A 5,129-nucleotide genomic window follows, 5' to 3' on the forward strand; every position below is an offset into this window, starting at 1 on the left:
GCTTTTTGGCTGAAGTTGCGCTGGAACAGTCGAGGTGGAGTCAAGCCCGCCAGCTAGCCGAATTGGCTTTGGCGATTTTGGATCAAACGCCTAACGATTTGAGATTGCTGATTGAAGATTTGAGATTGGGATTTGAGGGAAATTATCCAGAATTTGTAGCTACTAACGAGTCTACCAGCGAATCCAAATCTAAAATCCAACATCCCAAATCCGATCGCAGTTCGTATCTTTTACTGTTGGCCAGAAGTTTGCGGCAGCTCGGCCAGTGGGAAGCGGCGGTGCATTCTTTGGAATTGGCTAGAACTCAAAGCGAGCCGAAGTACGACCCCCGCCTTTACATCGATATTTTGACCGAACTGCAAGCGGTTTATTTCGAGCAGGGAGAATATCTCAAAGCTTTTCGGATTAAAAAAACCCAGCGCTCGATCGAATATCAATACGGATTTAGAGCTTTTATCGGAGCCAGCCAATTGCAGCAGCAGCGACAAGCGGTGAATCCTTCGAGTCCTTCAGCTCAAAATCAAGCCGCCATAGCAGCTTCCATGACGGCTTACTCCCGCCAAACAGATATCAATAACTTGCTAGAAAGAATTAGCAGGGACGACCATAAATTAACTATTATTCACGGGCCGAGCGGAGTCGGAAAAAGTTCTCTAGTCAACGCCGGCTTAGTACCTGCTTTGAAAAATATTACTCCGGGCGCGCGCGATACCTTGCCGGTGGTAGTCAAAGTTTACGGCGACTGGCTGGCGGAATTAGAAAAGGCTTTGAACGGGGCGCTCTACGACAAGGAAGCCGAAGAAGAAAGAAAATTAATCGCCAAAGGGGTACAGGAATTAGACAAAAGAAGTTGCTCGGTTGTCGGGCCTTCCCGATCGGAAAACTCATCTTTCATTATAGAGCAATTGCGCGAAAATGCAGAAAATAATTTGTTGACCGTGCTGATTTTCGATCAATTTGAAGAATTTTTCTTTGTTTCGACTTCCGTAGCACAAAGGCAACTTTTTTATAACTTTTTGCGATTGTTTTTAAATCTGCCTTATGTCAAGATAATTTTGTGTTTGCGCGAAGATTATTTGCACTATTTACTGGACTGCGATCGCTTTCCCGACCTCGACGCTATTAACAATAATATCCTCGACAAAGGTATTCGCTACCAACTGCGAAGTTTTTCGATGAAAGACGCGCGAGCCGTGATCGGACACTTAACAGAACGGGCAGAATATTATTTAGAGCCGGCACTGATCGATGCCTTTGTTAAAGATTTAGCAGACGAACTGCAAGAAGTGCGACCGATCGAATTGCAGGTAGTAGGAGCGCAACTGCAAGAGGAAAATATCACGAGTCTGGCGCAGTACCAGCAGTTAGGCGACAATCCCAAGGCAGAATTAGTCAAGCGATCGCTCGAAGGAGTAATTTCTGACTGCGGCCCGGCGAATGAAGATGCAGCTTGGAAAATCTTGTTTTCGCTGACGGATGAGAGGGGCGTGCGTTTGATTAAAACTAAACACGAACTCTCGTTGGTGACGGGCCACCAGCCAACGGATGCCCGAGAAAATGAATTATTGGCGATCGGCAGCACCGGCCGAATGCCCTTACAGCTAAAGTTCGCCAAAGACCCCAAAAGTACACAAAATAAAACCGACAACCTCGACTTAATTTTAGACATTTTAGTCGGTCACGGTTTGCTATTTCTGCTGCGGGAAGCGCCGGAAGACCGCTATCAATTGGTACACGACTATTTAGTGCGGCCGATCCGCCAAAGATTCGGCTTGGAAGCCAGACTGCACAAAGCAGAAGCCGACAAAAACATGAGCCAAGCACAGCTCTACCGAGCCAATACTTTTCTCAAACAACTGCTGGGAGTAGCTGCGATCGGGGTACTGCTGCTGACGAGTTCTACCATCGCGGCTGCAAACTTTTGGTGGCGGGCCGTCGGTCAAAAACAAGTAGCTGTCGCTCAAACTCAGCGAGCCGAAATCAACACCCTAACAGCAGCTTCAGAAGCTCTTTATTTCTCAAACAACAAGTTTGACGCGATGATGGAAAGTTTGAGAGCGGGTAAAAAGTGGAGGCAGATCGAACACTCGCAAGAAATGCACGCGCTCAAGGACACCGAAATTCTGATTGCTGCTGCCCTCCAGCAGGCAGTTTACGGTGTCAAAGAACTGAACCGCTTGGAGGGACACGGGGATGTAGTTTGGGGTCTGAGTTTCAGTCCGGACGGTCAAACAATAGCTTCTGCGAGCGTGGATAAAACAGTCAAACTTTGGAAAACTGACGGCAGTTTGCTGGCAACTTTCAAGGGTCACACTAACAGCGTCGCCAGTGTGGTTTTCAGTCCGGACAGTAAAACGATCGCCTCGGCAAGTTTAGATAAAACTGTGAAACTTTGGAACACTGACGGCAGTTTGCTGGCAACTTTCCAAGGTCACGCTGATAGCGTTACCAGCGTTGTTTTTAGCCCGGACGGCGAGACGATCGCCAGCGCATCTAGAGACAAGACTGTGAAACTGTGGAAAACTGACGGTACGCTGCTGCGGACGATCGAACAAATAGCCCCGGTAAATTGGCTCAGCTTCAGCCGCGACGGGAAAATAGTCGCTGTGGCGAGCGATGACGGTACTGTCAAACTGTGGAGTTCTGACGGCAGGTTAATCGCTAATTTGTGGCACAGCGAAAACAGAAAACCCTCAAAAGTTTACACCGTCAGTTTCTCCCCCGACGGTGAAACGATCGCCACTGCGGGTGAAGACAAAACGGTGAAAATCTGGAGCATTGCTGGGGCGGGCACGGGGGCACCGCCCCTACGCCCAGGAACCAAAAAAAAATCAACAAAGGCTAACGGCGAACTGCTAGCAACTTTGCGGGGACACAGCAAGTGGGTGTTTGGCGTTAGTTTTTCCCCCGACGGTCAAACGCTGGCTTCTGGAGGTGCCGACGCAACTGTCAAACTTTGGAATCTGGTTAATGTTGGCGACAAACGTCTCGCCGATGCTAGCAATATTAAACCGGAAAGCCGCTTGCTGAGAACTTTTGAGGGACACGCCGATCGAGTTACTCAGGTGAGTTTTAGCCCCGACGGCAAAACTTTGGCTTCGGCAAGTTTTGACAAAACAGTCAGGCTGTGGCGGCTCGATGACGTGCCCCTAAAAACCCTCGACGGACACCAAAACCGGGTGCAAAGCGTTATTTTCAGCCCGGACGGTCAAAGGCTGGCTTCTGCTTCTACGGACAAAACTGTCAAAATCTGGAGCCGCACGGGGGTTTTGCTGGAAACCTTGGAGGGACACGCTCAGAAAATCTCCAGCGTCAGTTTCAGTCCCGACGGCCAGCTACTAGCTTCTGGGAGTTACGACAAAACGGTGAAAGTCTGGGGTTTGAAAGGAGATGGCATCAGTAACAGTATTTTGCCTTGTCCTTCGGCGCCGCTGTTCCCCTGTTCGCCTTCTTTGCTTTTCACTCTTGACGACCACACGGACAGCGTGATGAGCGTGAGTTTTAGTCCCGACGGCGAGATTCTTGCTTCGGCTAGCAAGGACAAGACTGTGAAACTCTGGACGAGAGGGGGCAGGTTGATTAAGACTTTGACGGGACACAAAGGCTGGGTGACTGGGGTGGCTTTCAGTCCCGACGGAGAGATGCTTGCTTCTTCGAGCGATGACGGTACTGTCAAACTCTGGAATCGGGACGGCGGTTTGCTGAGGACTTTTGAAGGGGCTCACAACAGTTTTGTGTTGGGGGTTGCTTTTAGCCCTGACGGTAAAATGCTGGCTTCGGCTGGTTACGACAATTCGGTGAAGCTGTGGAAGGTGGACGGGACTTTGGTGGCGACGCTGCTGAAGGGTTCTAGCGATAGCGTGACTAGCGTGAGTTTTAGCCCGGATGGTTTGTTGGTTGCTTCGGGCAGTTACGATCGCAAGGTGAAGTTGTGGAGCCGCAGCGGGACTTTGCTGAAAACTTTGACCGGTCACAGGGATAGCGTGATGAGCGTGAGTTTTAGCCCGGATGGGAAGGTTTTGGCTTCTGCTGGGCGGGACAATCGGGTGATTTTGTGGAATTTGGATCTTGATGATTTGCTGGTGAGGGGCTGCGATTGGGTTGGTGATTATCTGAGGACTAATCCTAATGTGAGCTCGCGCGATCGGCGTTTGTGCGAGGGGGTAGCGCCTACGCCTAAACCTCAGTTTTAGCCCTTGGAGTGCCTATAGAATAGTTTTTCATCAAAAAAGACACAAGGCAGTAGGAAAGGAGACTGGTCTGAAAAACTATATAGAAAGATTTAATAATACGATGAGACAAAGAATAGACCTCTTGCAAAAGTCAAAAACTCACCCCCCTCAGTCCCCCCGCGGCTTCGGGGGGAAGCAAGAAAAATTAGGCTCCCTCCCCGAACTCGCGGGGAGGGTTGGAGAGGGGTCTCAGCATTTTTGCAAGAGGTCTAATATCTCGATTGGTGAGAAAAACTCTTTCATTCTCGAAAAAAATCTCCAATCATATTGGGCTATTTGGTATTTTATTCATGAGTATAACGCCAGTTTATCTATCAATTAAAACCCTAGATATTCCTTGCTATGCAGGACTACCTATCATTTTGCAGCCGATCGCAAACTTGAGATTTGACATGGCAAATTTTCGATCGCTGTGATAAGCTAGCCTTAGATTTTAAATATAATGCTTCTTTATGATACCACCAGAATCTTGTTTAGAAGAGTTCAAAAAATCGAGCCACTTATTACCAGATTATGTAGTCATATTTAATTTAGCAGATACAAAAAGACGCGGTATTTACTTAGGTCACAGAGGCGTAGACAAGGATATAATCGCCTTTGATAATTTGTTAAAAAGTTGTATTTATTCACAAAGATGCAAAAGAGTTCACTGGGATATATGGATCGGTTGTCTTGCTGAACGGCAACTCAATAACATTCCAGGTTTGATAGGGAATTACGCACAAGAAGTTCCTATATTTGCAGGGTGGGAATGCAGGGCGATCGACCCCAACGGAACTTCAATATTTATCGAAGAAAAAAGAAACGTTTTAATCAGTCGCGCTGTCCGCTGCGGTTACTTGTGGGTTGAAAATGTTAATGAGATAATTATAAAAGTAAATGAATTACTCGATCGAG

2 protein-coding genes and 2 pseudogenes are annotated in these 5,129 nt (G+C 47.9%); all 4 read left to right on the forward strand.

All coding sequences use genetic code 11. From position 1 onward, the window contains the following. Nucleotides 1-4,193, forward strand: a 4,193-nt coding sequence (locus WBA89_RS00295) for an AAA family ATPase (RefSeq protein WP_424402980.1), incomplete at its 5' end; no start/stop codon positions are given. Between the two features lie 4 nt (nt 4,194-4,197). After that, nucleotides 4,198-4,305, forward strand: a pseudogene (locus WBA89_RS00300) (IS1 family transposase); the annotation flags it as partial. 139 nt (nt 4,306-4,444) lie between these two features. Then, nucleotides 4,445-4,554, forward strand: a pseudogene (locus WBA89_RS00305) (IS1 family transposase); the annotation flags it as partial. A gap of 130 nt (nt 4,555-4,684) precedes the next feature. After that, the coding region (locus WBA89_RS00310; RefSeq protein ID WP_424402982.1) for a hypothetical protein at nt 4,685-5,129 on the forward strand (445 nt) is incomplete at its 3' end.

Origin of the sequence: Microcoleus sp., from assembly GCF_049646505.1 — a bacterium.
In the GTDB taxonomy this organism is placed as follows: Bacteria; Cyanobacteriota; Cyanobacteriia; order Cyanobacteriales; family Microcoleaceae; genus Microcoleus.